Source organism: Streptomyces sp. NPDC058052 (assembly GCF_042885515.1).
In the GTDB taxonomy this organism is placed as follows: domain Bacteria; phylum Actinomycetota; class Actinomycetes; order Streptomycetales; family Streptomycetaceae; genus Streptomyces.
Genome location: NZ_JBHVRX010000004.1, coordinates 174,067 through 200,306, shown reverse-complemented (window position 1 = coordinate 200,306; position 26,240 = coordinate 174,067). Strand labels below are relative to the sequence as shown.

The window sequence follows — 26,240 nt, the reverse complement described above, 5'->3', positions numbered from 1 at the left end:
CCCTGGAAACAGCGACATCACCCGACCGACCCCACCGTCGAATACGCGACAACCCCACCACCCACTCGAAGGAACGGCGGCGACACGATGCGGCTGCGCGCACTGCTGGAGAACGACGCGCTCGGGCTGCGCCTGCTGGGCGGCGAGGACGAGCTGGACCGCTCGGTCCGCGGCGTGATGACCACGGACCTCAAGGATCCCAGCCGGTACCTCTCCGGCGGCGAGCTGGTCCTCACCGGACTGGCCTGGCTGCGGGAGCCGGCCGACGCCGAGCCCTTCGTCCGGATCCTCAGCCAGGCGGGGGTCGCCGCGCTCGCGGCCGGTGAGGCCGAGCTGGGCGACATCCCCGACGATCTCGTACAGGCGTGTTCGCGCCACCGGCTGCCGCTCTTCGCGGTCAACGAATCCGTTGCGTTCGCGACGATCACCGAGCACGTCGTTCGACAGGTCTCCGGCGAGCGGGCGGGCGACCTGGCCGCCGTCGTCGACCGCCACAGACGCCTGATGACCTCCGGCCCGGCCGGTGGCGGCCCGGAGGCCGTCCTCGACCTCCTCGGCTCCGACCTGGACCTGCGCGCCTGGGTCCTCTCCCCCACCGGACGGCAGATCGCGGGCGCCGGCGAGCCGCTGGACCCGGCCCTCGCGGCCGGCCTCGCGGGCGAGCACCTGGCCGCCACCCGGACCGGCCGGCGCGGCCCGCACCGGCTGACCGCCCACGGCACCGCGTACTCGCTCTTCCCGATCCGGAACACCGGCCGGGCCGCGGGCCCCGCCTCCCGGGACGTCCGCGAGACCGTGCTGTCCGACTGGCTGCTCGCCGTCGAGGCGGACGCCGGGGACTGGCCGGCCGCGCGCCTGGACCTGCTCCAGGGCGTCACGCAGCTGATCTCCGTCGAGCGCGACCGGCGCGACGCGGCCCGCACGGTGCGCCGCCGGCTCGCCCAGGAGGTCCTGGAGCTGGTCCAGACGGGCGCCGCGCCCGCCGAGATCGCGGCCCGGCTGCGGGTCGCCGCCCCCGTGCTGCTGCCCGGCCTGGGCGCCGCCCCGCACTGGCAGGTCGTCGTCGCCCGCGTCGAGTGGGACCAGGAGGGCGGGCAGCCGCCGGTGGAGCCCGGGCCGGTCACCCAGGCGCTCCTGGAGGAGATCCTGGTCGACCCGGCGACCGTGGGCGCCGAGTCCGCGGACCGGATCGCCGTGGCCCACACCGGCGACGAGGCCATCGCCCTGGTGCCGCTGGCCGCCGGCCCCCTGCCGGAGAGCGAGGACGACGGGCCGGCGACCGCCCTGGGCCTGCACGCCGACGCCCTGCTCGCGGCGGTACGGGCTCCGCTCTCGTCCGGCCTCGCCGACGACGGGCGCCTCACGCTGGGCGTCAGCGCCGCCGTGCACTCGGCGGAGGGGCTGCGCGGCGCCCTGGAGGAGGCCCGGCACGCCCGCCGGGTGGCCGCCGCCCGCCCGGGCCGGGTCTGCGCGGCCGGCCACCACGAGCTGGCCTCGCACGTCCTGCTGCTGCCCTTCGTCCCGGACGACGTGCGGCGCGCCTTCACGGCCCGGCTGCTCGACCCTCTGCGGGACTACGACCGGCGCCACCGCGCGGAGCTGATCCCGACCCTGGAGGCGTTCCTGGACTGCGACGGCTCCTGGACGCGCTGCGCGACCCGGCTGCACCTGCACGTGAACACGCTGCGCTACCGGGTCGGCCGGATCGAGCAGCTGACGGGCCGCGACCTGTCCCGTCTGGAGGACAAGCTCGACTTCTTCCTGGCCCTGCGGATGAGCTGACGGGCGCCTGACGGCGTTGGCCGGCGGGTTTCGGAATTCACTCCTTCGGTTGAGTCCGGAGGAGTGACGGAAGGCCCTCGGGACCACCCCTCCCGGCCGCCCCCGCGGATCACCTGCCTCCCTGATCACCGCCGTGATCACGGGCCCCAGCGCCCTCTGACGCCCCGTCGGACCCGGTCCCGGCGGGGCGTCACGCACGCCCCGCGGCTTTGTGAAATTTTTCACCCGACCCCTTGGCCGGGTACGTCCGTTCGTGCTGAGATGCCGTCCTACTCAACAGCTCGATGGCGCGCTCGGGGAGGGCAATGTGGCGGACACCGCCATGTCTGGTTCCGAATCAGGGGGCGGCGGAAGTCCGTCCCTCGCCTACGGCAAGGAGACTCCGGTGGAGACCGCCATATGGCGGCTCCGCTCCCGCGGCTGCTGGGCCGACGCGGCGGCGCTGCTCGCCCCCCGCTCCCACGAACCGGCCGCCGCCCTCGAACGGGCCGCGCTGCTGATCGAGCGCTGCCTCTACACCGAACAGGGCTGGGCCGAGGCCGAGGAGGCGCTGCGCGCCGCCGAGGCGGTCGCCGGCAGCGACGAGGAGCGCGGGGCGGCGGCCTGCGAACGCGGCTACCTCGCCTACGCCTCCACCCTCCTCGGTGTCCGGGACCGCGCCGACGAGGCCCGGATGGCGCTGGGCCGGGCGGCGGCCCTGATCGCGCCCTCCGAACCGGGCCGTCCGCTGCTCGACTACCGGCGCGGGCTGATCGCCCAGAACCTGGGCGACTCCCCGCAGGCGGCCCGTGCCGCGTACCGCCGCGCGCACGCCGGCGCGACCGCGCAGGGCGACTCGCTGCTGCTCTCCTCCACCTGGCGCCACCTCGCCGGGCTGGCGCTGCGGGAGGGCGAACTGGCGGAGGCGCGGCACGGCTTCTCCGAATCGCTGCGCATCCGCGAGGAGTTGGGCTACCTGGTGGGGACGGCCCCGGCGCTGACCGCGCTGGCCGACACGGAGACGGAGGCGGAGGCGGGCCGGCTGCGCGCCGAGGCCCGCCGGCTCTTCCGCCTCCTCGGCGGCGTACCCACATGGCTGGCGGGGCAGTTGACGCCCCGGACGGCCATGTGACGTCCGCGGAAGGGGGCCCGGCGAGCGGCCGGCGGCCTATCGCGCGCCGCCGGGCCTCGTCCATGACGTTCCGTCACCTTCCTTGTGGCTCCAGGCAGATCAGGCTCTCGTCGGTGCCGACGAGGAGCGCTCCGGTGGCCGTGACCGCGACGGCGCGGACCGCCGGACCCGGCCGGAAGGCGCGGCGCCGGCCGCCCTCCGCGGGGATCAGCTCGACCCGCCCGTCGGCCCACGCCGCCGCGACGAGCGGGCCGCCGGGGGCCGGGGCCGCGTGCAGGGCGACGACCGGCGCCCGGCGCTCCGCGAGCGGTTCGGGCACCGGAGCGCGACCCGGGGTCCACAGCCGTACGGTGCCGTCGGCGCCGCCCGAGCAGACGAACGGGGTCTCGGACTCGACGGCGGTCACGGCGGTCACCCGGCCGCTGTGCGAGGCGGCCTGGTGGAGGCCGGTCACCCCGAAGGCGTGGACCGAGCCGAGCCGGTCCCCCACCACCACCGAGCCCGCGATGGCCGCGAGCGCCGTGCCGGGGTGCCGGGACAGGGTGGTGGAGACGGCCTCGGTGAGCCGCTCCAGATAGGGCGGGCGGGGCGCCGTGCCCCGTACGGTGTGCAGCCGGCCGCGCTCGTCGAGCAGCAGCACCGTCCCGTCGGCGGTCGGCGCCAGGGCGGTGATCCGGCCCGTGACCCGGTGGGCCAGCCGCCCCTCCCCGGAGGCGTCCGCCTCCCGCAGCAGCCGGACCGTGCCCGTGCGGTCGCCGACGAGCACCAGATCGGCCGAGGGTCCGCCGGCCGTCGCCCCGAGCACCGCGACCGGCCCCGGCCACGGCGGGGAGACGTCGCCCCGGTGCCGGGCCCACCGCACCCGCCACGGCGCCGGCGCCGCCCGGGCGGCGAGGGCGGGCCGCAGCCGGGGGTCGGCGCCGTCGCCGAGCGCGGTGAGCAGCACCAGCGCCCGGCCGGCCGGGCCGTCCGCCGCGCACAGCGCCTGCCCGGCCCGCAGCCAGGCGTCGCGCAGTCCGCCGTGGTCGTCGGCGGAGGCCGTCGCGTACCCGGTGGTGACGAGGAGCGGGTCGGCGGCGCAGACGGCGGCGGGATCGGAGAGGTCGGGGAGCGGCGGGACCGGCGGCGGCGGTTCCGGGCCCGCGTCCCCGTCGAGGTCGACCACGGTGGTGCGGGCGGCCCTGGGCGGCCGGGTGCCGGTGCGGGCCTCCACGACGAGCCGGATCCGCCCGACCTCGGCGAGTCCGGCGAGCAGCTCGGCGACGGCGTCGGGTTCGGCGGCGGCGTGCAGATCGGTGAGGAGCAGCACGGTCCGGCCGGTGCGGCGGGCCTCGCTGGTGGCGAGCGCGTGGACGAGGTCGGCCGGTGTCCTGGCGACCACGCCCAGCCGGTTCGCGAGCGTCCAGGCGACGCCGAGGGCGCTCTGCCCGGCGAGCGGGACGAGGATCCGCTCGGTCCGTGAGCGTCCGCGCCGGGCCCGGGTCGCGTGCGCCGCGAGCCAGCCGAGCAGGGCGGTCTTGCCGCTGCCGGGGGCGCCGGTGACCAGGCAGAGGCGGGGCGCGTCGGGGTCGGTGAGCCAGCCGAGCAGGGCGGCGGCCTCGGGTTGCGTACCGGTGGCGCGGGTCCCGCCCTGGCCGAGCGGAGCCGGGGCCTTGGAGGAGGGTCGGCGTCCGTCCGCCGGGGACGGGGTCGCGGACGGCATGGGGCAACCTCACGGGCGGCGCGGTACGGGCGGCTGTCGACCACGACCTTAGTGGCCACGGGGCCCGGGGAGACCGCCCGTCACGGGACCGGTCTCCCCGGGGTGGGTCACTTCTTCGGGTCGTGGCCCGCCGCGATGGTCCGGATGCGGTCGGCCTGCATCTTCGCCGCCTCCTGCGCCTTCTCGGCGGAGACGCGGCTGCCCGCGACGTAGGAGACGACCGAGCCGACGCGCATGTAGACGTTGGTCCCCTCCGGGTCGCTGTAGGTGAACGCCTCGGTGCTGTCGGCGCCGCTGTCGAAGGTCAGCGGCTTCACGGAGCGCTTCTTCTGGACGTCGGCCTTCTTCCAGCCGGCCGTCATCTTCTCCACGTGGGTGGTGGCCTGCTCCTGCGAGCCGAAGACGAAGAGCAGGTAGTCGACCCGCTGGTCGGAGGAGCCGCCCGCCACGGTCTCCCTCAGTCCGCTGAGCGTGACGCCGTCGCAGGGCGCGTCCGTCCGCCCGGTGCACAACTCGACCGCCTCGGCGCCCTGGGCCGTGACCGGCGCGCTGCCCTGGAACGCGTCACCGACGTCGGTGTCGCGCGGCAGCGCGCGGGACAGTCCGGTCGCGTCGAGCGAGATGTTGTCGCCCTCGCCCGTGGCCTCGTCGAGGGCGTCGAGGGCGTCGCCCGCGCATCCCGTCAGGCCGATCAGCAGCGCCGCCGCGACGGCCGTGGCACGTAAACCAGTCCTCATCCGAAGTCCCCCTGTGACTCGGTGGATTGACATGATCAACCCACCCTAGCCGAGGCTCACGCCCGGCCGTCCGCGCCGGTGAAGTGCTCCCGCACCAGGGACTCGACGACCGGCAGGTCCTGGGCGATCAGGGCCTCCAGCAGGGCGGAGTGCTCGGCGGCGTCCGCGACGAGGTCCGCGTGGCGCGGGACCGGGGCACTGAGGAGGGGCCACTGGGAGCGGCGGTGCAGATCGTCGGCGACGACCAGGAGCTGCTCGTTCCCGGCGAGGGCCAGGACGGCGCGGTGGAAGGCGCGGTCGGTCTCGGCGTAGTGGGCGCGGTCGCCGCGGGCCGCGGCGGCGCCGGTGGCCTCGGCGAGCGGGCGCAGTCCGGACCAGCGGGCGGCCGGGACGGTGCGGGCCAGCCGGAGCATGACGGGGACCTCCAGGAGCGCCCGGATCTCGGCCAGCTCGGCCAGCTCGCGGGGGGTGCGGACGACGACGCGGAAGCCCCGGTTGGGGACGACCTCGACGGCGCCCTCGACGGCGAGGCGCTGCATGGCCTCGCGGACGGGGGTGGCGGAGACGCCGAAGCGCTCGCCGAGGGCGGGGGCGGAGTACACCTCGCCGGGGCGCAGCTCGCCGGCGACGAGGGCGGTCCTGAGGGCGTCGAGGATCTGGCCGCGGACGGAGTGGCGCCGGACGGTGCGCGGGCCGTCGCCGGGGAAGGGGAGGGGGGCCTCGCCGTGGGTGTGCTCGCCGCGGGCCTGCTCGGGGACGCGGGCGGCGTCCGGCGCGGCGCCGTACCCGCCGCCGTCCGGCACGGCTCCGTATCCCCCACGGCCGGGCGCGGCTGCGTACCCGGCGTCCGGCGCCGCTCCGTACCCGGCGTCCGGCGCCGCTCCGTACCCGGCGTCCGCGGCTCCGTACGGTTCGGCCCGCCGGCCGTTCGCGGGGTCGCCGCATCGCACGGACGGTCCCTCCGTCGCCCGCTCGCGCGCTGCGCCCTGCTCCACCCGGGTCCTCCTGCGGCCTCGTGCCGGGCCCGGCTCGCGATGGCGGGGTCCCCTGTGCACCATAGGCGAACAGACCGTTCCGCGGGACCGCGCCCACGCGGCGCGGGTGGGAGGGGGTCCGCCGGTGGTGAGACACGAGGTCGTTTCGGGTAAGGTAAGGCTAACCTGCTAACGATCGCGATTCGGTGGTCCGCATGACCGTCCCCGCCCTGCTGCCCTCGCCCCTCGCCTCGCCCGTCGCGGCCTCGTACGCCCGGCTCGCCGAGGTCTTCTCCGGCCTGCGGATAGAGGAGACGGCCGGGGACGAACGGCTGCCCGGCGGCGCCGGCTGGGTCCGCGCCGAGGAGCTCGCGGCCGGCGGGGCCGTGCTCGACGCCTTCCTCGCCTGGGACAACGCGCAGGTGCTCCGCGACTACGGACAGCAGGCCCGCCCCGACGTCGTCGCCAGCTTCGGTCTCCACCGCTACGCCTGGCCCGCCTGCCTCCTGGTGACCGTCCCCTGGTTCCTCCACCGCAGGGTCCCCCGCCTCCCCGTCGGCTCCGTCTCCTTCCAGCGGGCCCTGGGCCGGATGGCGGTCCGCGTCGAGGAGTTCGCCTGCCTGCCGGACGACCCCGCCGCCGTCCTCCCCGGCGCCCGGGTCGTCGCCGACGAGGACGCGCTGCGCGCGGAGGTGCGCGCCTCGCTCGCCGAGCACTTCGAGGCCCTGCTCACCGGCTTCGGCCCCCGGATGCGGCGCGGCCGCCGCGCCCTGTGGGGCATGGTGACGGACGAGATCGTGGAGAGCCTCTGGTACATCGGCGCCCTGCTCGGCGAGGAGGAGCGGGCGATGGCCGAGCTGGAGCGGCTGCTGCCGGGGACCACCGGCCGGCCGGAGAAGCCGTACGCGGGCGGCGCCGCCTTCCGCCCGCTGCCCGGGGCCGAGGCGCCCGACGGCACCCCCCGCGCCACCCGGGACCGGGCCACCTGCTGCTTCTTCTACACGCTGCGACCCGAGGACACCTGTCTCACCTGTCCGCGCACCTGTGACGCGGACCGGGTCCGGCGGCTCGCCGCGACCGCCTGAGCCGCCCTCCGCCCCTGGCGACTCACACCACTCTCACGAGTGACCTGAATCGAACGCAACTCCAGTCCCACGGACGACCGTTCGACCAGAAGGTACCTATTCGTATGCCCTGAGCCCCCGTTGGCGTGCTCTTGCCCCGAAACACCGTGTGCCCACCGATCGGTCGGACAGTATGGGCGGCCAAACGCCCTACTGCGATGCGAGGGACACCGCATGAGACTGACCGACATATCGCTGGACTGGCTGCTTCCGGGCGGCGTGATGGTGGCCGGGGTCCTGACGGCGGTGGCGGTGCTCGCGCGCGGGAAGCGCGCCGGTGACCAGGCCCCGGCCGAGGACTCCTGGGAACGCAGCGAGGAGCGGCGCAGACGCAAGGAGGCCATCTACGGATTCGCCTCGTACGGGCTGCTGTTCTGCTGCGCCGCGGTCGCGGCGGCGCTCTCCTTCCACGGGCTCGTCGGCTTCGGCCGGCAGAACCTCAACCTGACCGGTGGCTGGGAGTACCTGGTCCCGTTCGGCCTCGACGGCGCCGCCATGTTCTGCTCGGTGCTCGCCGTCCGCGAGGCCAGCCACGGCGACGCGGCCCTCGGCTCGCGCCTCCTGGTCTGGCTCTTCGCCGGCGCGGCGGCCTGGTTCAACTGGGTGCACGCGCCGCGCGGCCTGGGCCACGACGGGGCCCCGCAGTTCTTCGCGGGGATGTCCCTGTCGGCCGCGGTCCTCTTCGACCGGGCGCTGAAGCAGACCCGCCGGGCGGCGCTGCGGGAGCAGGGGCTCGTCCCCCGGCCGCTGCCGCAGATCCGCATCGTGCGGTGGATACGGGCTCCCCGCGAGACCTTCGCCGCCTGGTCGCTGATGCTCCTGGAGGGCGTGCGGACCCTGGACGAGGCCGTGGACGAGGTCCGGGAGGACCAGCGCGAGAAGGAGCAGAACCGGATCCGCCGGCGCGAGCAGGCCAAGCTCGACCGGGCGCAGATCAAGGCGCTCAACCGCCAGCACCGGGCCTTCGGGCGCGGCGGCGGGCGTCAGGTGGAGGTGGCGGCGCTGAGCGCCGGCACCGGGACCGTCGGGGGCCAGGCCCCGGGGTCCGGGCCGGGTTCCGCGACACCGGCGGTCTCCGCCGCCGTCGCGGAACCCGCCATAGCGGACCCGGGACAACTGCCGCTCAGGCCCCGGCCCTCCCTGCAAGCCGTCAGGGGCAGTGAGTCGCGGACGGTGGACCTCACCGCCGAGGACGACACCCAGGCGCTGCCCCGGCTCGACTCCCTGGAGGCCAAGCTCTCCGAGATGGAGCGGATGCTCGGCTAGCGGGATCGTTCCACCCCCACGGCGGGGCCACCCCTCAGGCGGCCCCGCCGTTCAGTTCGAACCAGACGACCTTGCCGGTGCCGCGCTCCTCGATGCCCCAGGAGTCGGCGAGTTCCCTGACGAGGAAGAGCCCCCGTCCGTGCGTACCGTCGTCGGCGGGCGGTACGGGCGGAGCGGTGAGCCCGGGCTCGAAGTCGCGGACCTCGACCCTGAGCTGGACCGGGTTGACGGTGGCGGTGACGACCGCGCCGTGCGCGGTGTGGACGAGGGCGTTGGTGACCAACTCGCTGGTGAGCAGTTCGGCCACGTCACCGGCGCCGGGTCCGCCCCAGGCGCCGAGGAGTTCGCGTAACGCGTGCCGCACCTCCGGCACCGCGGTCAGGTCGGCCCCTCCCACCTTTCTGAGCAGTTGAGTCGGCTGTCGTGCCTTCCCGGCCATAGCCCCCACCCACGATCGCGTCGAACAGGCTCACGGAGAAGCCTGCCCCGCGAGCCGGTCCGCATGCGCGGGCCTCCGGGCGCCTCAGGGGCGGGGGACGTTGCGCAGGTTGGAGCGGGCCATCTGGAGCATCCGGCCCACTCCCCCGTCGAGGACGATCTTGCTGGCGGAGAGGGCGAAGCCGGTGACCATCTCGGCGCTGATCTTCGGGGGGATGGAGAGGGCGTTGGGGTCGGTGACGACGTCGACGAGGGCGGGGCCCTTGTGCTTGAAGGCGTCCTTGAGGGCGCCCGCGAGCTGTCTGGGCTTCTCCACGCGGACCCCGTAGGCGCCGGCGGCGCGGGCGACGGCGGCGAAGTCGGGGTTGCGGTTGCCCGTTCCGTACGAGGGGAGGCCGGCGACCAGCATCTCCAGCTCGACCATGCCGAGCGAGGAGTTGTTGAACAGCACGATCTTCACCGGGAGTTCGTACTGGACGAGGGTGAGGAAGTCACCCATGAGCATGGTGAAGCCGCCGTCGCCGGAGAGCGAGACGACCTGCCGGCCCCGGTCGGTGAACTGGGCGCCGATCGCCTGCGGCAGGGCGTTGGCCATCGAGCCGTGGCTGAAGGAGCCGATGATCCGGCGGCGCCCGTTGGGGGTGAGGTAGCGGGCCGCCCAGACGTTGCACATGCCGGTGTCGACGGTGAAGACGGCGTCGTCGTCGGCGAGTTCGTCGAGGACGGAGGCGACGTACTCGGGGTGGATCGGGGTGTGCTTCTCCACCTTGCGGGTGTACGCCTTCACCACGCCCTCCAGGGCGTCGGCGTGCTTCTTCAGCATCTTGTCGAGGAAGCGGCGGTCGGCCCGGGCCCGGATCCGGGGGATCACACAGCGCAGGGTCTCCCGGACGTCGCCCCAGACGGCGAGGTCGAGCCGGGAGCGGCGGCCGAGGTGTTCGGGACGGACGTCGACCTGCACGATCCGGACGTCGTCGGGGAGGAAGGCGTTGTACGGGAAGTCGGTGCCGAGCAGGATCAGCAGGTCGCACTCGTGGGTGGCCTCGTAGGCGGCGCCGTAGCCGAGGAGTCCGCTCATGCCGACGTCGAAGGGGTTGTCGTACTGGATCCACTCCTTGCCCCGGAGGGCGTGGCCGACGGGGGCCTTGAGCCGTTCGGCGAACTGCATCACCTCGGCGTGGGCGCCGGCGGTCCCGCTGCCGCAGAAGAGCGTCACCCGTTCGGCCGCGTCGATCATCCGGACCAGGGCGTCGATCTCCGCGTCGCCGGGCCGGACCGTGGGACGCGCGGTGACGAGGGCCGAGCCGGCGGCCTTCTCCGGAGCGGGCTGGTCGGCGACATCGCCGGGGAGCGCGACCACGGAGACGCCGCGGCGGCCGACGGCGTGCTGGACGGCGGTGTGCAGCAGCCGGGGCATCTGCTTCGGGTTGGAGATCAGCTCGCTGTAGTGGCTGCACTCGCGGAACAGCTGGTCGGGGTGGGTCTCCTGGAAGTACCCGAGCCCGATCTCGCTGGACGGGATGTGCGAGGCGAGGGCGAGGACGGGGGCCATCGAGCGGTGGGCGTCGTACAGGCCGTTGATGAGGTGGAGGTTGCCGGGTCCGCAGGAGCCCGCGCAGGCGGCGAGGCTCCCGGTGATCTGGGCCTCGGCGCCCGCGGCGAAGGCGGCGGTCTCCTCGTGGCGCACCTGGACCCAGTCGATGGCGGGATTGCGCCGGATGGCGTCGACGACCGGGTTCAGGCTGTCGCCGACCACCCCGTACAGCCGCTGCACGCCGGCGCGGACGAGGATGTCGACGAACTGCTCCGCTACGTTCTGTTTGGCCATGGGTCCATCAACACACGGCCCGGCGTCTCACGCCTCCCAGACGGCCGCCCCCGTACGGTCGTCGGCGTACCCGGTCACCCTCAGCTGGGTGTCGGCGAGGAAGGCGGCGAGGCCGGGCGGCTCGGCTCCGGCCCAGCGGGCCGCCAGCTCGCGGGCGAGTGCGGGCTCGCCGCGCATCGGCTCGGCGAGGCCGGGCGAGGCGAGGAGGAGGGTGTCGCCGGGCCGGGCCACCGAGGCGCGGAAGCGGAAGGGTTCGGCGGGCGGCGGGACGGGCTCCTCGACGAGCGGGCCGGGGGCGGTGGTGATGCCGAGGTCCATGGTGAGCCGGTCGCCCTCCTCGGTCGCCTCCGGGATCCCCCGCGGCGGGGTCGAGCCGAAGCCGACGACGGGCTCGCCGGTGACCGACGCCGGGTCGGGCAGCAGCGGTTCGATGTCCTGCCAGGCGCCGTCGCGGAGCCGGAAGAGTCCGCCGCCGCCGATGCCGAAGAAGACCCGGGTGCGGCAGTCGGGGTCGGCCGGGATCAGCAGGCAGCGCAGGGTCGCGGTGTACGCGTCGGGCGCCAGGCCCCGCTCGGCGGCGCGGGCCCGGAGCCGCCCGTAGGCGCGGTCGGTGAGCCGGTGCAGCCCGGATTTGAGGTCGCCGCGGCGGCCGGAGCGGATGTCCTCGGAGAGCCGGGCGTGGCTGCGGCCGACGGCCTCGCCGATCCAGCGGCAGGCGTCGGCGGCGGCGAGGTGGGCCTCGTCGGCGGCGCGGGAGCCGGCGGCGACGGCGACCAGCACGAGGGCGGTCTCGTCGTGGCCGAAGCGGGCCGTGAGCAGGGCGTCCCTGCGGGGTTCGCCCCGGTAGCGGGCGGAGTCGCCGCGCACGGAGGCGGCGCGGAGGGTGGCGGTGCCGTAGCGGGCGCCGTCGAGGACGGTGTCGGCGACCAGGTCGCCGAGCTCGCCGGGGCGGGCGGTGGGCAGGGCGGTGGGCTCGGCCTCGTAGGTGGGCGGCCGGCTGCCGAGGAAGCCGGTGCGCGGCCGGGGCACGGGCACCTGGACCGTCGGCGCGTGTCCGGCGGGGAGGTGCACCTGGACGGTGACGTCCTCCTGCCCCTGCGTCCGCGCCGTCGCCGCCGAGGCCGGCCCGGACTCCGGCGCGGGCTCCGGTCCGGGCTCCGGTGCCGGCGCGGGCTCCTCGGCGGGCGGGGGCGGGGACGGGAAGGTGCGGGGCCCGCTGCTGACGGGCGCCTCCCACGGCGCCGGCCCGAGCACCGCGGGCGCGTGCGGGACGGCCGGCGGGGCGGGCGGGACGGCCGGAGGGTCCGGCGGGGCGGGCTGAACGGGCTGCGCGGCCGGAGGGAGCGGCGGGGCGGGCGGGACCGCGGGCGCCTCGGGCGGCGGGGTGCCGGGGCGGGCCGGGTGGGCCGGCGGGGGCGGGGCCGCGGGGCGGGCCGGAGGCTCCGGGGGTTCCGGGGCCGCGGCGGCGGGCGGCGGCGTCGGTGGGGCGGTGGGTACGGGCGCGGTGGCCCGGGTGGCGGAGGCGAAGCGGGCGTCGAGGGTGTCACCCGAGGACGCCGGTGCGCCGTCCTCCGCCGCTTCGTCGTAGAGCGCGTCCCACCAGTTGTCCCCCTGCTGAGTCATGCCCTTATTGTCCACCGCGGGCGGCCCGGGAAAACGGGACACGAGAAAAACCGTTGCTGCGAATGGGTGGTCCGCCGGACGACCCCACCCCCCACGGGAAGGACGTCCGGCGGACCGTCGTGGTCAGCGCACGTCGTAGGCGCGGACCACGGTCTGGGTGACGGAGGCGCCGTTGGCGTCCGTCAGTTCGGTCTTCAGGGTGACCGGCTTGCCCGTCGCGCCCGCGTGGTTCACGGTCGCGACCCACTCGCCGCCCGCCTTGGCGACCTGGGCCTCGGTCCAGGTGGTGCCCCCGTCGTAGGAGTACGAGAGCGAGGCCGAGGTGAGGGTGCCCGGCTGGTACCCGGCGTGACCGGTGACGCCGAGGCGGATCCGCTGGCCGTCGGTGGCGGCGAGGGTCTTGAGTCCGTCCACCGGCAGGTCGTACCGGGGGAAGAGAATCGGGATGCCCTGAGAATAGACCGTCTCGTCGAGCTGGGAGGTGAATTTCCAGATCGACTGCACGGAGGTGGAGCGGGCCCAGTTCCGATTGCCGATCTTCATGGTGTTCTGTTCCAGCTCGTAGCTGCCGCGCCCGGCGGGCACCTCGAAGGCTCCGAAGGGCCAGGCGTTCTCGCCGATGAGCTCGCCGTCGCGGCGCAGCCTCAGATTGCCGAGGTCACCGAAGGAGCCGGGCTCGGCGTAGTGGCTGCCGTCGCCCCACATCGCCGCGGCGAAGCCGATCAGGTTGCCCTGGCGCTCGGAGACGAGGACGGGCTCGCCGGAGGCGTCGCGCGGGGCGGTCGGGGCGATCACGCCGTCGTACCAGCGCTCGGTGCGCCGCTCGCCGGGGGTGTACGTGTGCCGGTCGCCGACCATCAGCTCGCCGTAGGGGAAGCTGCTGCCGGTCATCTGCCGCCAGGCGGTGTCGCCGGCCGTGTAGTACTCGGTGCGGCTGCCGGGGGCGGGGACGGTCTCCAGGCCGGCGAAGCCGACGGAGGTGCCGTTCGGGCGGTACGCGGCGGGGAAGTTCATGAAGTCCGCGGCGACGCCGGCCGAGCCGTAGGAGACCTCGGAGCGGCCGAGGCGGGAGTCGCGGGCGCGATAGACGCGGTCGCGGTCGACCTCGCCGGTCTCCGGGAAGGCGAGGCTGTAGACGTAGGACGGCTTGGCCGTGGCCTTCCAGTGCAGGGTGACCTCGCCGGCGGCGAGCCGGTCGCGGAGCGCGGCGGCCTCGGCGGCCGGGATCCCGAGGGCCGGCAGGCCGGCGCCGGTGAAGCCGCCGGTCGGGTACCAGCGGAGCGCCGACTCGTGGTGGACGACGACGCCGATCGCGCCGGCCGCCTTGGCGTCGCGGGCGAGGGTGCCGACGCCGGTGGTGTCGTCGGGCAGGCGGACCAGGGCGAGGCGGCCCTGGACCCCGGCGGCCCTCAGCTCCTCCGGAGTGCCGGTGCCGGCGTCGACGAGCCGGGCGGAGCCGGTGCCGTCGAGGTTGTCCGAGCCGGTGGAGGCGGTCACCGCGTGCAGGTCCAGGCCGTCGCCGGTGCGCAGCGAGGAGAGCTGCGGGGCGGCGGCGCGCCAGTAGCTGCCGGACTCGAAGGCGCCGTCGCGGGCCTCGCCCTCGACGGAGGCGTAGTAGGCGCGGATGGTGCGCGGGCCGATGGCGGTGCCGGAGTGCATCCAGACGTCGTCCCAGGAGCGGGCGAACGCGAGGGTGGTGCCGCGGGCCTCGGACGGGCGGTCGGTGCGGACCGAGAGGCGGGCGGCCTCGCGGGCGTCGAGGACGACGGTGGTGTCCTTCCTGACCTCCAGCTGCGGGCGGGCCAGGTGGGTGAGCGAGTCGGTCAGCGTGGCGCCCTCGCCCGCGTCGGGGGTGGTGACGAAGGAGGTGAGGAAGTAGCTGCCGGGGCGGACCTCGAAGACCTGGTCGGCGGCGCCCTCGTTGAACCGGCGCTCGCCGGTGGCGGTGTCGGTGCCGATGACGTCGAGCGAGGAGGGGCCGTCGGCCGGCTTGCCCAGGCGGTCGATCAGCTTGACGCGGAGGGTGACGGTCTCGGGCTCGACGTAGAGCGAGAACGGGGTGGAGACGTGCACGCCGCCTCGGGCGGTGGCGACGACCCTGCCCGTGACGTCGCCGTACTGCGCGCGCTCCAGGCGGGCGGTGGGGTCGAGGGAGAGCGGGACCTCGACGGTCGCGCCGGCCGGGACGGTCACGCTGCGCCTGCCGAGGCGGGCGACGGAGGACCGGACGGCGGAGCCGTCGTTGCCGGTGACCTTCTCGACGGCCAGGTCGAGGGTGACCGGGGCGCCGGAGGTGTTGGTGTAGGGGACGCTCACGGTGGTGCGGTCGCTCTTGTCCTGCGGCCAGTGGAAGGTGCCGCCCTGGACGGCCGGGGCGGAGAGCACCGTCTGGTCGATCGCGGCCTTGACGTCGAGCCGGCCGCCGCCGGTCTCCCGGACGTCGCCGGGGATGCCGGTCTCGGCGGAGGAGACGAGGGCCGCCTTCAACTGCTGTGCGGTCCAGTCGGGGTGACGCTGCTTCAGGATCGCGGCGGCACCGGCGACGTGCGGGGCGGCCATCGACGTACCGGACATCGCCTGGTACGCGTAGAGGCCCCGGCCGCCGGCCGCGGCGGCGGAGATCTCGACGCCGGGGGCGGCGATCTCCGGCTTGAGGGTGTGCGCCTCGTTGGCGATCGGGCTGCGGCTGGAGAACCAGGCGGTGGAGTCGTCGCGGTCGGTGGCGCCGACGGTGAGGACGCTGGGAGCGCAGCCGGGCGAGGAGACGGAGTTGAGCGTCGGGCCGGAGTTGCCTGCGGCGACGACGAACAACGTGCCCTTGTTCTGGGCGAGTTCCTCGGCGGCGGCGGCCATCGGGTCGTCGCAGTCGGTCTCGGAGGGGTTGCCGAGGCTCATCGAGACGACGTCGGCGCCCTGGGCGACGGCCCACTCCATGCCGGCGATGATCCACGAAGTGGCGCCGGAGCCGGAGTCGTTGAGGACCTTGCCGTTGAGGAGCTGGGCGCCGGGGGCGACGCCCTTCTTCTTGCCGCCGCTCGCCGCTCCGGAGCCGCCGACGGTGGAGATGGTGTGGGTGCCGTGGCCCTGGAGGTCGCCGGCGCCGGCGGAGTCGGTGAAGTTCTCCGAGGCGACGATCCGGCCCTGGAGGTCGGGGTGCGCGGCGTCGGCGCCGGTGTCGAGGACGGCGACCTTGGTCCCGGTGCCGTCGTAGCCGGCGGCCCACGCCTCGGGGGCGTGCACCTGCTGGGTGGAGCGCTCCAGGGTGGCCTCGACCTTGCGGTCCAGCCACAGCTTCGCGATGCCCGCGGAGGAGGAGCGGGCGGTGGGGGCGGAGACCTCGGACCAGAAGGTGGCGGCCTGCTTCTTGTCGGCCTGGAGGGCGACGCCGCCGATGGTCCTGAGGACCTGGCCGCGGCGGGCGCCGCGCGGGGCGGCGGGGGTGGTGCGGGCGGTGGCGGCGGAGCCGTAGACGGCGATCAGCGGCAGTGTGGCGGTGGAGGCGTCGTCGTAGCCCTGGCGGACCAGGCCGGTGACGTTGAAGAGCTCCTCGTCGACCCGGTCGGCGGCGAGCGCGGCGGTGGCGCCCTCGGGGTACACGTAGAGGTCCTCGCCGGAGCGGCGGGTCTGGACCAGCGGCACGGTGCCGTCCTCGCGGGGCAGCACGGTGGCGGCGGGGTTGCCCCGCTCGTCGCGGCTGACCAGGACGCGGTCGCCGGTGACCAGGGTCACCGTGGCGGGCCGCTCCCCGGAGCGGGCGTGGGCCTCGCTGCCGACCGGCGGGCGTTCGGCGGAGCCGCCGGCCGGCGGCTGGGCCGCGACGGACGGCAGGGCCGCGGTAACGGCCAGGACGGCGGCGGTCGCCGCCCCCAGGGCCGTACGCGAAATCGGGCGCATCGCTCTCCCCATCAGAATCCGGACAACAAGCGCAAGTCACCTGTATCCGGAGGCGGTTGGTGCTGCGGTGGCGCCACATTGGCAGAGGTGAGGGCGGTACAGGGATGATGGGCGAGGCGGGAATACGCCGTGGCCGATTCCCGCCAGGCCACCAACGGAACGAATGCCTCCGGAGAACGCGCGCGGACCATCCCGCGCGGGCGCCCGGACGCACGGCGAGGGGCGGGAACCGATGCTGGGAGCGATAGGACTGGACGAGCGGCAGGAGTCGGCGTACCGGGCGCTGATCGCGCTCGGGGCGGCCGAGGTCACGGACCTGGCACACCGGCTCTCGCTGCCCGAGCAGGACACCGAGCGGGCGCTGCGCCGCCTCGAGGCGCAGGGGCTCGCCGCCCAGTCGTCGGCGCGCACCGGCCGCTGGGTGGCGGCACCGCCCGGGGTCGCGCTCGGCGCGCTCCTCACCCAGCAGCGGCACGAGCTGGAACAGGCGGAGCTCGCGGCGGCGCTGCTCGCCGAGGAGTACCGCGCCGAGGCGACCGAGCCTGCCGTGCACGACCTGGTCGAGGTGGTGACCGGCGCGAGCGCCGTCACCCACCGCTTCCTCCAGCTCCAGCTCGGCGCGGCGGAGGAGGTCTGCGCCCTCGTCACCGGCAAGCCGATCGCCGTCTCGGGCCTGGAGAACGACGCCGAGGAGCTGGCCGCCGGGCGGGGCGTGCGCTACCGGGTGGTGGTCGAGCGGGAGGTGCTGACCCTCCCCAGCGGCCTGCTGGAACTGTCCGCGGCGCTCGGCCGCGAGGAGCAGATCCGGGTGGTGGACCGGGTGCCGACCAAGCTGGTGGTAGCCGACCGCAGCCTCGCGATGGTCCCGCTCACCGGCCGGGGCGCGGAGCCCGCAGCGCTGGTGGTGCACGCGAGCGGCCTCCTGGAGTCCCTGATGGGCCTCTTCGAGGCGGTGTGGCGGGAGGCGCTGCCGCTCCGGCTGGGCGCGGGCGCGCAGATCACCGAGGAGCAGGCCCCCGGCCCGGACAGCACCGACCTGGAGATCCTCTCCCTGCTCCTCGCCGGGATGACCGACGCGAGCGTGGCCAAGCAGCTGGACCTGGGCCTGCGCACGGTCCAGCGCCGCGTGAAGGGCCTGATGGAGCTGGCCGCGGTGACGACCCGGCTCCAGCTGGGCTGGCACGCGTACGAGAAGGGGTGGGTCGCCCGGTAGGGACGGAGGCGGCGCACCACCGGGCCGGAGGACGCGGGGGCGGCGCACCGCCGGGGGCCGGAGGACGCGGGGGCGGCGCCCGGGCCCGGACCCGCCGGCGTGCCCCCGGCGGTGCCCCCGGGCCGTCCGGACGTCCGCCCCGTTCGGTCCTCGCGACCTGCGGGAACGGGTTTCGTGGGGGAGGCTGGGCGCGTGGGTGTGTGGCAGCTCCTGATGGTCGCGGCGGTCATGCTCCTCGGCCTGTTCGGGGTCCTCGCCCCCGGTGTGCCGGGCAGTTGGCTGGTGTGGGCCGCCATGCTGTGGTGGTCGCTGCACGAGCAGACCGGCCTCGCGTGGATCCTGCTCGTCTCCTCGACCGCCCTGCTGCTGCTCACCCAGGTGGTGGTGTGGCAGCTGCCCGCGCGCCGCTTCCGGGGCGTGGGCCTCACCCGCCGCACGATCGGTTACGCGGGCGCGGGCGCCCTCCTCGGCTTCGTCCTGCTCCCCGTGGTGGGCGCGGTCCCCGGCTTCGTCGGCGGGATCTACCTCTCCGAGCGCCGCCGGCTCGGCGGCCACGGCCAGGCCCGGGCCGCCACCCGCACCATCATGCGGGCGGCCGGCACCAGCGTGCTGGTGGAGCTCTTCGCCTGCCTGCTGATCGTGGGCGCGTGGGTGGGCGCGGTCGTCCTGGGGTGAGGCCGGCGGCCCGTTCCGGCCGAGCTAGGACGGGACCGCCGTCACCGGGACCCTCCGGTAGTGCGCGGCGTACGACCGCCAGGGCGCCCACTCCGGCGCGTCCGGGCCGTCCGGCTCCGGCACGTCCGGGTCGCCCAGGGAGCGGACGCGGATCCGGGCGGCGGCCCGGGCGTCGACCCCGGGGAGGGTCCCGAGGACGCGGGCGGCCTCGTCGCGGTCGGCGCCCGGGTCGAGGCGGAGGGTGCCGTCGGCGAGGGCACGGGCCGACGGCCCGGCGACCGGGTGGCCGGTGAGGTCCGCCGGGACGGGGAAGAGCGCGCGGAGCGTGCCGTCGGGGGTGTCCAGCGGGGTCCCGGCCGAGGCCAGGACGCGGGCGGACTCCTCCGGGCCCAGCACGGTCCGGAGGGCGTACTCCTCCGGGTCGGCGGCGCCCGGCGAGCGGACGCCCGGCCGGGCGGCGACCCCGGCGGCGAGACGGGGGTCGGCGCCGAGCCGCTCCGCCACCGCGTACGGGTCGGCGTCCAGGTCGAACAGGCGCCTCAGCCGGTGCACGGCGGTGGTGAGGTCGCGCAGCTCGGCGAGGTGCAACCGGGCCTCCAGCCAGCGGCCGGGCGCCCGCTCGCGGACGGCGACGACCCCGGGTCCGTACGGCAGCCGCAGGGTCCGCCGGTAGGTGCGGCCGCCGCGCGGCCCGGTGACCTCCTCGACGCCCGGCAGGGCCTCGGCGGCCAGCAGGTCGAAGACCTCGGCGGCGGCGTACGGCCCCCGGTACGCGAGCCGCAGCGGTACGCCGGTGGCCGGCGCGGCCCGCGGTCCGGACCGCCCGTCCGCCTCGGCGCGCAGCTCGGTCGGGGTGCGGGCGTAGACGGCCCGGATGGTGTCGTTGAACTGCCGGACGCTGCTGAAACCGGCCGCGAAGCCGATCTCGGTCACCGGCAGCGTGGTGGTCTGGAGCAGCACGCGGGCGGTGTGGGCCCGCTGCGCGCGGGCCAGCGCCACCGGTCCCGCGCCCAGCTCGGCGGTGAGCTGGCGCTGGACCTGGCGGGTGCTGTAGCCGAGGCGGACGGCGAGGCCGGGCACGCCCTCACGGTCCACGACGCCGTCGCCGATCATCCGCACCGCCCGGCCGACGACGTCGGCGCGGACGTTCCACGCCGCGGATCCGGGCACCGCGTCGGGCCGGCAGCGGCGGCAGGCCCGGAAGCCGTGCCCCTGGGCGGCGGCCGCCGTCGGGAAGAAGGCGACGTTCCGCCGCTTGGGGGTGACGGCGGGGCAGCTGGGCCGGCAGTAGATGCCGGTGGTCCGCACGGCGAAGAAGAACGCGCCGTCGAACCGCGCGTCCCTGCTGCTCACCGCCTGGTAGAGGGTGTCCCCCTCGTCGTCCGTCATGTCTCCAGTGTGCGGCGGCGAACCGCCGCGCACTGGCGGGATTCGGACACGGCGCCGCCGGTGCCGCTACCGCAGCCGGCCCTCGCGCTTGAAGGCCATCTGCGCCCGTCCCTCGGCGCCCTTGCGCTTCCAGTCCTTGCGGATCTCGTTGCGCAGCCGGGCGTCGGTCTTGGCGACCAGGCGCTGGTTCTCGCGGAGGAGCTTGCGGTAGCTCTCCAGCCGGCGCACCGAGAGCGTGCCCTCGTCGAGGGCCGCCACGACCGCGCAGCCCGGCTCGGACTCGTGGGAGCAGTCGTGGAAGCGGCAGTCGGCGGCCAGCGCCTCGATCTCCGCGAAGGTCTGGCCGACGCCGGCCTCCGCGTCCCACAGCCCGACGCCGCGCAGGCCGGGGGTGTCGATGAGGACACCGCCGCCGGGCAGCACGAAGAGGTTGCGGGTGGTGGTGGTGTGCCGGCCCTTGCCGTCCACGTCACGGGCCGCCTGCACGGTCATGACGTCCTCGCCGACGAGGGCGTTGGCGAGGGTGGACTTCCCGGCGCCGGAGACGCCGAGGAGGACGGTGGTGCCGCCGGAGACGACGGCCTTGAGGACGTCGACGCCGTCCCCGCTGGCCGAGCTGAGCGGCAGCACCTCGACGCCGGGCGCGGCGCCCTGGACGTCCTCCACCAGGTGGGAGAGGACGACCGGGTCGGGCACCAGGTCGGCCTTGGACAGGACGACGGTCGGCCGGGCGCCGGACTCCCACGCGAGGGCGAGGAACCGCTCGATCCGTCCGAGGTCCAGCTCGACGGCGAGCGAGACGGTGATGACGGCGTGGTCGACGTTGGCCGCGAGGATCTGCCCCTCGGACCGCTTGGACGAGGTGGACCGGGCGAACGCGGTCCGCCGCGGCAGCAGCGTCCGCACGTACCGGGGGTCGCTCACGCCCTCGGCGTCGACGGCGACCCAGTCGCCGGTGCAGACGACCCGCAGCGGATCGTGCGGGGTCACGAACGCGGTGTCGGCCCGGACGGTGCCGTCGGGCGTCGCCACGTCGCACTGGCCGCGGTCGACCCGCACGACCCGACCGGGGACGAGCCCCTGGGCGGCGTACGGCGCGAAGCTCTCGGCCCAGTCGGCGTCCCAGCCATGGGCGTCGAGGACGGAGAGGCCGGCGGAGCCGGCGGAGGTGGAGAGAGCGGAGAGAGTGGAGCGGGGGGAAACGGAGGAACGCGAGAAAGACAAGGGGAACCCTTCACAGGGTGGCCCCGGCCGCGCGCGCGGCGCGCGAGGGTGGAAGGTGTCAGCCGGAGACCACGGAAGTGGGAACGATGAACTCCTGAATGCGGGCAGAGCCCGTCACCGTGACAGTCATCAATGTCCTCACCTCCGGCTTCTTCTCGACGAACCGACACCGCCCCTCGGGAGCGGATGAGCAGCACACTAGCCCGCTCCCGAGGACGGCACCACCGGATTAACCGATGGCCGGGCTGCTCCCGAACGCCTTCACGGCCTGGTAGTAGGTCCAGGCGGTGGAGTCGCACGACGTGCGGGTCAGGCCCGAGTAGCGGGTACACACGCGCTTGAGGTCGGCGTAGAAGGCGTCGTCGAGCCGCGCCTTGTTCGCGCTGAAGGTCCCGGCCTGCTTGTAGTTGCGGTAGCCGAAGTCGTGGCGGGCGCAGGACATCTGGAACGGGAACCCGAAGGGGTTGTCCGGGGAGGACGAGCAGTAGTCCGTGGACCAGTCGAACCCGTAGGCGGACCAGCTGCCCTGGTTGGCGCGGGCGGAAGCCCAGGAGTTGTAGCTCGTGGCGCTCGTCTGCGTCCAGCTGCTCAGCACCTGCGGCTTGTCGGCCGGCGCGGCGGCGGCCGGCGTGGCAAGGGCGACGATTCCGGCCACGACGGTGGCCGTCACAGCGGTGAGTCGACTGCGCATCAGGGGTCCTCCCCGGAGAGCGGACCGGGGATCTCCCGGCGCCGATGCCCCGAGACTGGTGGGCCGGGATATAGCGGATCCCTGACGCAGCTGTACGGAATCTCTACGCCGCGGCCGGTCGCCGCGTTGCCGGTTGCCGGTGCCGGTTGCCGGGAGGATGCCGATCGGTTCGGCGTCGGAGGGGCGGGCCGTTCGGCCAAGGTGGTTTCCACAGCCCCGAGTCCGCCGTCGAGAGGAACCCATGGACTTCCAGCTGCTCGGCCCGGTCGAGGCCACCCGGGACGGCCGGCGTGTCGCCCTCTCGGGCACGAAGACGCACACCCTCCTCGCCGCCCTGCTGCTGGCCCGCGGGCAGGTCGTCCCGGACGCCCGGCTGAGCCGGCTGCTGTGGGGAGCGGAGCCGCCGGCCACGATGAGCGCGCAGATCTATACGTACGTCTCCCGGCTGCGCAAGCTGCTGGACCCCGAGGTCACCCTGGAGCGGCGTGCGCCGGGGTACGCCATCCGGACCGGCGACAGCCGCGTCGACGTCCTGGAGTACGAACGCCTCGACCGCCTCGGCCGGCAGGCCCTCCAGGAGCACCGGCACGCGGAGGCCGCCACCCTCCTGCGTGACGCGCTGGACTTATGGCGGGGACCCGTGCTGGTGAACGTCACCGAGTTCCTCGCGGAGGAGGAGGTCCCGCACTGGGAGGAGGAGCGCGCCGCCACCCTGGAGAACCGGATCGAGGCCGATCTCGCCCTGGGCCGGCATCAGCGGATCGTCGCCGAGCTGACCCGGCTGGTCGCCGACTTCCCGCTCCGCGAGCGGATGCGGGCCCAGCTGATGACCGCCCTCTACCGGTGCGGGCGGCAGGCCGAGGCGCTCCAGGTCTTCGACGAGGGCCGGGCGGTGCTCGCCGACGAGCTGGGCGTCGACCCCGGCCATGGGCTGAAGGCCGCGCATCAGGCCCTGCTGTGCGCCACGCTGGACCTCGCCCCGCCGCCCGCGGAGCGCGCCTCGGCGGGCGCGGCGAAGGCATCGGTTCCCGCCCCGGCCGCCGCGCGGGCGCCCCGCCGGGCCGCCGGCGGGGCGCCCGGCGCCGCGCCGCCGTTCATGCCGCCTCCCGACACCCCCTGCTTCACGGGGCGCTCCCGTGAGCGGGCCGTGCTGGGCCGCCTGCTCGCCGCCCGCCCCGCCGCCGCGGGACCGCGCCGCTGTCTGATCACCGGCATGGCGGGCGTCGGCAAGACGGCTCTCGCGGTGCACGCCCTGCACGCGGCCCGTGACGCCTTCCCCGACGGGCAGCTGTACGCCGACCTCACCGGGCCGTACGGAACCCCCGAGGATCCGCGCGACGTCCTCGTACGGTTCCTCCGCGCTCTCGGCACCGAGCCGCCCGACTCCGCCGTCGACGACCTGGGGGAGCTCGTCCGGATCTACCGCACCCGCACGGCGGACCGCCGGCTCCTGGTCCTGCTGGACAACGCCTCCGAGCACGCCGCGCTCGCTCCGCTCCTGCCGGCCGGGCCGCGCTGCGCGGTGCTGGTCACGGGCCACGTCCACCTCGCCGCGGAGACCGGCCCCACGGTCCTCGCCCTCGCGCCCATGAACCGCGCCGAGTCGCTCGCGCTGCTGACCGCGACGGCCGGCCGGGCCCGCACCACCGCCGAGCCGGCCGCGGCGGAACGGATCGTGGACCTCTGCGCCGGGCTGCCGCTCGCGCTGCGGATCGCCGGGGCCCGTCTCGCCGCCCGCCCGCACTGGTCGGTGGCCCGCCTCGCGCAGCGGCTGGCCGCGGAGCCGACCCGGCTCGCCGAACTCGCCTTCGGGCGCCTGGACGTGGCCGGTGCCCTGGCGCGCCTGCTGCGGCGCACCGACACCGAGAGCCGCGAGGTGCTGACCCGTCTCACCGCGCTCGGGCCGCGCCCCTTCACCCCGGACTCCGCCGCGGCGGCCCTCGGCCTGCCCGTCCCCCGGGCCGAGGACCTGGTCGAGCGTCTCGCCGACGCCTGTCTCCTGGAACCGCTCCCCGCACCGCCCGTCGCGCTGGACGGCCCGCCCGTCACGACCTTCCGGTTCCATCCCCTTCTTCTGCTCCACCTCCAGTCCCTGCCGATACAGCGCCCCGCCCGGACCTCCCGCTCCGGCCCTCCCCCGCTGCCCCCGGTGTCCGATCCGTACAAGACGCGGTCCTGGTGAGCCTCTAGCGTCGGGGGCATGAAGACACCTCGACTCGATCTCATCGGACTGGTGGTCGCCGACATGGCCGCCTCGCTCGCCTTCTACCGCCGGCTGGGTCTCGACTTCCCGGAGGGGGCGGAGGGGGCGCCGCACGTGGAGGCGGTGCTGCCCGGGGGGCTGCGGCTCGCGTGGGACACGGAGGAGTCCGTGCGGTCCTTCGATCCGTCGTTCCGGCGGACGGAGGGGAGCCGGGGCGAGCTGGCGTTCCGGTGCGACGCGGCGGAGGACGTGGACGCGGTGTACGCGGAGCTCACGGGGGCCGGGTACGCGGGACACCTGGAGCCGTGGGACGCGGTGTGGGGGCAGCGGTACGCGGTCGTGACCGATCCGGACGGTTACGGGATCTCGCTGTTCGCCGACGTCTCGATCGACTCCAGGGCCCCCGGCGGCTCCTGATCCGCCGCCACGCGCGCGTAGGCCCCCGGTGTCGTGCCCGCCAGGGCGCGGGTGTCGCGGGTGAGGTGGGCCTGGTCCGTGTACCCGGCGCGGGTGGCGGCCTCGGCGGGCCGGAGGCCGGCGCGGAGCAGGGCCAGGGCGCGCTGGAGGCGGAGGACGCGGGCCAGGGTCTGGGGGCCGTAGCCGAAGGCGTCCAGGGAGAGCCGGTGGAGGCGGCGGACGCCGAGGCCGAGGGCGTCGGCGGTCTCGCCGACCGGGCGGCCCGCGCCGAGCCGGGCGGCGACCGCGCGGAGCAGCGGGTCGGGCGGTCCGGTGCCGGCCGCGCGGTGGAGCGCGTACGCCTCCAGGGCGGCGGCCGGGTCGGGTGCCCCGCCGATCCGCGCGGCGAGGCGGCGGGCGGGTCCCGCGCCCCACAGGTCGGCGAGGTCGACCCGGCGGTCGCGCAGGTCGCGGGCCGGGACGCCGAGGAGGTGCGGGGCGTCGCCGGGCGCGAAGCGCAGCCCCGCGTACCGGGCGACGGCCTCTTCCGAGCGGTACGCGCGCGTGTCGGCGCCCGCGACGAGGAGCCGGCCGTCGGCCCAGATCAGGTCCATGCAGCCGTCGGGGACGACGAGGGCGCCGGAGACGACGGGGGCGGGCGCCGTCCGGGTCCACAGGACGGCGCCGTCGAGCCGGGCGGGGCGTTCCTCGTACACCCGTCCAGGCTAGATCCTGTGCGGGGCGTGGCGCCGTCCGCGCCGGACGGGGCCTTCCGGGCGGGACCCGGGGCCGGGCCTCCGGGGCCCGTGCGTCGGGGCGGGCCGGACGCCGGTGCCGTTCACTCCTTCTCCCAGCCCGTGTGGAGGCGGGCCTTCACGTCGTCCGGGGGGAGGAACCTGGACCAGCGCTCGGGGAACTCGGACGGCATGTCGGGGTCGTCCTCGTCGACCTCCTCGGCCTCCGCGCGGATCCGGGCGACGAGCTCGGCGGCCTGGACGGCGCGGGCGCGTTCGTTGGCCTCGCGGGCGGCGGCGGTGGCGACGGACGGCCAGACGCGGTCGATGGCCGCGTTCACGGCGGCGCCGACCAGGACGGCGAAGGCGGAGACGCCGATCCAGAGGAGGATGGCGATGGGTGCGGCGAGCGAGCCGTAGATGGTCGGTCCCTCGACCTGGCTCGTCAGGTAGATCCGCAGCAGGAAGCTGCCGAACGCCCACATCGCGAGGGCGACGAGCGCGCCCGGGATGTCCTCGATCCACGGCGATCTGACGGGCACGGAGACGTGGTAGAGCGTGGTGAGGAAGGCGACGGAGAGCAGGATGACGGCCGGCCAGTAGAGGACGGCAACGACGTCGGTGCCCCAGGTGACGAGTTCGACGACCCGGTCGGGGCCGACGACCGCGAGGGGCAGCACCACCGCCCCGATGATCAGCGCCACGATGTAGAGCAGGAAGGCGAGCAGCCGGGTCTTCACGATGCCGCGGTGCCCGTCGAGGCCGTACATGACGGTGATGGTGTCGATGAAGACGTTCACCGCGCGGGAGCCTGACCACAGGGCGATGGCGAAGCCGAGGGAGACGAGTTCGGGCCGTTTCGCGTGGGTGATGTCGTCGAGGATCGGCTGTGCGATCTCGTCGACGCCCCGGTCGGAGAGGACCGTTCCGGCGGCGCGGAGGATGTTCTCCTGGATGCTGGCGACGGTGTCGGTGTTGGTCCAGTCGTCGGCGTAGCCGAGGAGGGCGATGAGTCCGAGCAGCAGGGGTGGCAGGGAGAGCAGGGTGAAGAAGGCCGCCTCGGCGGCGAGCCCGAGGATCCGGTACTCGATGCACGAGTTCACGGTGTCCTTGAGGAGCAGCCAGACCATCTTCCGCTTGGAGACGTTGCGGTAGAGGACGCGGGCCCGGTGGAGCCTGCTCCAGGGTCGCCGCTCCGGCCGTTCGGGTGTTTCGCTTGCTGCCTGCACCTGCTTA

General features: G+C 75.4%; 20 protein-coding genes. 8 read left to right on the top strand and 12 right to left on the bottom strand.

Annotated features, from left to right (window positions below; translation table 11 throughout):
- Positions 1-87: 87 nt before the first annotated feature.
- Positions 88-1,782 carry a PucR family transcriptional regulator gene (locus tag ACFVU3_RS07615; RefSeq protein ID WP_390064564.1) on the top strand — a complete coding sequence of 565 codons (1,695 nt, stop codon included), beginning with the start codon at positions 88-90 and terminating at the stop codon, positions 1,780-1,782.
- A gap of 307 nt (positions 1,783-2,089) precedes the next feature.
- Positions 2,090-2,893 carry a hypothetical protein gene (locus ACFVU3_RS07610; RefSeq protein WP_390064562.1) on the top strand — a complete coding sequence of 268 codons (804 nt, stop codon included), beginning with the start codon at positions 2,090-2,092 and terminating at the stop codon, positions 2,891-2,893.
- Between the two features lie 73 nt (positions 2,894-2,966).
- Here the strand turns inward: ACFVU3_RS07610 and ACFVU3_RS07605 are convergent, their stop codons facing one another.
- The 3 genes from ACFVU3_RS07605 to ACFVU3_RS07595 form a co-directional block, all read right to left on the bottom strand.
- Positions 2,967-4,595: an AAA family ATPase gene (locus ACFVU3_RS07605; RefSeq protein ID WP_390064560.1), complete on the bottom strand. Its 1,629-nt coding sequence runs from the start codon at positions 4,593-4,595 to the stop codon at positions 2,967-2,969.
- A gap of 107 nt (positions 4,596-4,702) precedes the next feature.
- On the bottom strand, positions 4,703-5,332 hold the full coding sequence (locus ACFVU3_RS07600; protein ID WP_390064558.1) for a hypothetical protein: 630 nt from the start codon (positions 5,330-5,332) through the stop codon (positions 4,703-4,705).
- Positions 5,333-5,388: 56 nt separating this feature from the next.
- Complete coding sequence (locus ACFVU3_RS07595) at positions 5,389-6,327, bottom strand: GntR family transcriptional regulator (protein ID WP_390064556.1); 939 nt, start codon at positions 6,325-6,327, stop codon at positions 5,389-5,391.
- A gap of 194 nt (positions 6,328-6,521) precedes the next feature.
- Here ACFVU3_RS07595 and ACFVU3_RS07590 point away from each other — a divergent pair, with 194 nt between their 5' ends.
- Positions 6,522-7,391: a (2Fe-2S)-binding protein gene (locus ACFVU3_RS07590; RefSeq protein WP_390064554.1), complete on the top strand. Its 870-nt coding sequence runs from the start codon at positions 6,522-6,524 to the stop codon at positions 7,389-7,391.
- A gap of 213 nt (positions 7,392-7,604) precedes the next feature.
- Positions 7,605-8,696: a DUF2637 domain-containing protein gene (locus ACFVU3_RS07585; RefSeq protein ID WP_390064552.1), complete on the top strand. Its 1,092-nt coding sequence runs from the start codon at positions 7,605-7,607 to the stop codon at positions 8,694-8,696.
- A gap of 34 nt (positions 8,697-8,730) precedes the next feature.
- Here the strand turns inward: ACFVU3_RS07585 and ACFVU3_RS07580 are convergent, their stop codons facing one another.
- The 4 genes from ACFVU3_RS07580 to ACFVU3_RS07565 form a co-directional block, all read right to left on the bottom strand.
- Positions 8,731-9,135, bottom strand: a complete 405-nt coding sequence (locus ACFVU3_RS07580; RefSeq protein WP_390064551.1) for an ATP-binding protein — start codon at positions 9,133-9,135, stop codon at positions 8,731-8,733.
- 84 nt (positions 9,136-9,219) lie between these two features.
- A complete protein-coding gene (locus ACFVU3_RS07575) occupies positions 9,220-10,962 on the bottom strand; it encodes a pyruvate dehydrogenase (protein WP_390064550.1) in 1,743 nt (580 codons plus the stop codon).
- Positions 10,963-10,989: 27 nt separating this feature from the next.
- Entirely contained in the window at positions 10,990-12,585 is a 1,596-nt protein-coding gene (locus ACFVU3_RS07570; RefSeq protein WP_390064548.1) for a protein phosphatase 2C domain-containing protein, read from the bottom strand.
- A 123-nt stretch (positions 12,586-12,708) separates the two neighbouring features.
- Complete coding sequence (locus ACFVU3_RS07565; RefSeq protein WP_390064546.1) at positions 12,709-16,479, bottom strand: S8 family serine peptidase; 3,771 nt, start codon at positions 16,477-16,479, stop codon at positions 12,709-12,711.
- A 232-nt stretch (positions 16,480-16,711) separates the two neighbouring features.
- On the opposite strand from ACFVU3_RS07565, the gene ACFVU3_RS07560 reads away from it, so the two are divergent.
- Both ACFVU3_RS07560 and ACFVU3_RS07555 read left to right on the top strand, forming a co-directional pair.
- Complete coding sequence (locus ACFVU3_RS07560) at positions 16,712-17,692, top strand: helix-turn-helix domain-containing protein (protein WP_390064544.1); 981 nt, start codon at positions 16,712-16,714, stop codon at positions 17,690-17,692.
- A gap of 192 nt (positions 17,693-17,884) precedes the next feature.
- Complete coding sequence (locus ACFVU3_RS07555) at positions 17,885-18,367, top strand: DUF456 domain-containing protein (RefSeq protein WP_390064542.1); 483 nt, start codon at positions 17,885-17,887, stop codon at positions 18,365-18,367.
- Positions 18,368-18,391: 24 nt separating this feature from the next.
- Here ACFVU3_RS07555 and ACFVU3_RS07550 read toward each other — a convergent pair whose 3' ends face one another.
- From ACFVU3_RS07550 to ACFVU3_RS07540, 3 genes are all read right to left on the bottom strand, one after another.
- Entirely contained in the window at positions 18,392-19,756 is a 1,365-nt protein-coding gene (locus ACFVU3_RS07550) for an AlkA N-terminal domain-containing protein (RefSeq protein WP_390064541.1), read from the bottom strand.
- Positions 19,757-19,822: 66 nt separating this feature from the next.
- The gene (gene rsgA / locus ACFVU3_RS07545; RefSeq protein ID WP_390064539.1) at positions 19,823-20,980 is read right to left on the bottom strand and encodes a ribosome small subunit-dependent GTPase A; all 1,158 of its coding nucleotides are present in this window, start codon (positions 20,978-20,980) and stop codon (positions 19,823-19,825) included.
- A gap of 229 nt (positions 20,981-21,209) precedes the next feature.
- Positions 21,210-21,671: a phospholipase gene (locus ACFVU3_RS07540; protein WP_390064537.1), complete on the bottom strand. Its 462-nt coding sequence runs from the start codon at positions 21,669-21,671 to the stop codon at positions 21,210-21,212.
- Positions 21,672-21,912: 241 nt separating this feature from the next.
- Between ACFVU3_RS07540 and ACFVU3_RS07535 the strand changes: the two genes are divergently transcribed.
- Both ACFVU3_RS07535 and ACFVU3_RS07530 read left to right on the top strand, forming a co-directional pair.
- Positions 21,913-23,853 carry a BTAD domain-containing putative transcriptional regulator gene (locus ACFVU3_RS07535; RefSeq protein ID WP_390064536.1) on the top strand — a complete coding sequence of 647 codons (1,941 nt, stop codon included), beginning with the start codon at positions 21,913-21,915 and terminating at the stop codon, positions 23,851-23,853.
- Positions 23,854-23,871: 18 nt separating this feature from the next.
- Positions 23,872-24,291: a VOC family protein gene (locus ACFVU3_RS07530; protein ID WP_390064535.1), complete on the top strand. Its 420-nt coding sequence runs from the start codon at positions 23,872-23,874 to the stop codon at positions 24,289-24,291.
- On the opposite strand, the gene ACFVU3_RS07525 is transcribed toward ACFVU3_RS07530, so the two are convergent.
- Both ACFVU3_RS07525 and ACFVU3_RS07520 read right to left on the bottom strand, forming a co-directional pair.
- Positions 24,231-24,986, bottom strand: a complete 756-nt coding sequence (locus ACFVU3_RS07525; RefSeq protein WP_390064534.1) for a helix-turn-helix domain-containing protein — start codon at positions 24,984-24,986, stop codon at positions 24,231-24,233. The genes ACFVU3_RS07530 and ACFVU3_RS07525 overlap by 61 nt on opposite strands.
- A gap of 122 nt (positions 24,987-25,108) precedes the next feature.
- On the bottom strand, positions 25,109-26,233 hold the full coding sequence (locus ACFVU3_RS07520; protein ID WP_390064533.1) for a YihY/virulence factor BrkB family protein: 1,125 nt from the start codon (positions 26,231-26,233) through the stop codon (positions 25,109-25,111).
- Positions 26,234-26,240 lie beyond the last annotated feature (7 nt).